The organism is Bartonella sp. AP88HLJMH, assembly GCF_042195605.1.
In the GTDB taxonomy this organism is placed as follows: Bacteria; Pseudomonadota; Alphaproteobacteria; order Rhizobiales; family Rhizobiaceae; genus Bartonella.
Map to the genome: position 1 here is coordinate 1 of NZ_JBHIOR010000072.1, position 1,596 is coordinate 1,596.

The following is a 1,596-nucleotide window of genomic DNA, read 5'->3' on the forward strand; positions in this document are numbered from 1 at the left end:
AGAATTCGTAAATAAATGAGATTGTTTTTCACTTTTATTTTTTGAAACTAGAGTGTCTTCGTAAATATAGCGTGGAACGCATTGACCTTTATCTATTGCGTCATGGTTAGGTAGTTTCTTAGTCATTAAGACAGAGAAACCACTTCTTCCTCCAACAGCAGAAACTTGTATTACTTTATTTTTAATCGCTTGTCCTATCGGGAATATACGAGGCATTTGATAAACCCCATCGTTAAAGATGCGATTATAATAAAGCCATTGTTTTGTAAAAGGACGATAAAGACTTTGAGTAAGACTGTAACATTCAAACTTAAAGAGTTTTTCTTTTACTAATTCTCGTTTGAGATTATGACTCCAACTGATCTTTTTTACATCTGTATTGACGAAATTATCTACAGCATTTGCACGTGTTTTACGATCAGAGTGTCGATAAGTAGTATTAAAACGTTCTACTTCGCTGTTATAGAACATAATCATATTATTCATGTTTTTCTTTAAAAATTCACGGCTTGAGTTATATGTCCAAGCATCACGATTAGTTTTTAGACCACAAGAAAAATTTTCAAATAGTTTTTTACCATGTCCTTTCTTATCACCTAAAGCTAAGAATGTTTCAAAACTTTCATCACGTTGATTTATCCAATCACCATGCTTATCTGGTGTAATCATTTGCCAGCTTTGTTCACGTGTAATACCACCAACACTACCAAAGTATTGAAGCATCTCAAGTTTTTTTTCGGTGGAAAGATTATCTCCAATATCATGATAATAAATTTTACAAGGTCCAATAGCATTGGGATTTTTGATAAATAGCGTTACCGCAATACCCGTCATACTACCATTGCCGAAAATATTTTCACCTTCTTGAGCAACTCCATTGCTTAACATATTTTTGCGAAGATCCCCCCTCAGATTGAGAACATAAATGTTCGTAAACTCTTTGGCTAAAGATTTTCGTAATCCATCCATTGTTGACTTTTCTATATAACCAGAACCAGAAACAAAGCCGATTACCCCAGCATTATCAATACGGTCACTAGCCCAGCGAATGGCACGAATATAACTATCATAAAGTGCTTGCACACAAGTTGTTTTAGATTGAGTAGCATAAGTTTCACGAATACGATTATCTAAAATCGGATAAGAAGTATTCTTTGCATTATCATTTTCGTTTTTTTGTCCTACCGAATAAGGAGGGTTACCAAAGATAACTTTGATATCGAGGTTTTTCTGATGTTCCAAATATTCACTATTTTCTTTAAATAATTTTTGCAGAAGGTTCTTTTCTTCAAGCATGCGGAAAGTATCGGTCAAACCAATATGCTTAAAGGGAATATACTCTCCTTTCATGATACTATGATAGGTCGATTCAATGTTAATCGCTGCTATGTAATAGGCAAGCAAGACAATCTCATTGGCATGGATATCATGACGGAACTTATATTCCATATCCTCTGGTTTGATGAGATCTGATTGTAAAAGCCGTGTAATAAAGGTTCCAGTTCCCGTAAAAGGGTCGAGAATGGAGACACCCCGTGACCCCAAGCTTTTGCCAAACTCATTGCGCAACACATCATCAACAGAATGAATGATAAA

1 protein-coding gene is annotated in these 1,596 nt (G+C 34.8%); it reads right to left on the reverse strand.

Translation table 11 applies throughout. The annotated features are described in order from the left end of the window. On the reverse strand, positions 1-1,596 hold a 1,596-nt coding region (locus tag ACFIMA_RS09545; protein ID WP_375693435.1), incomplete at both ends, for a type ISP restriction/modification enzyme.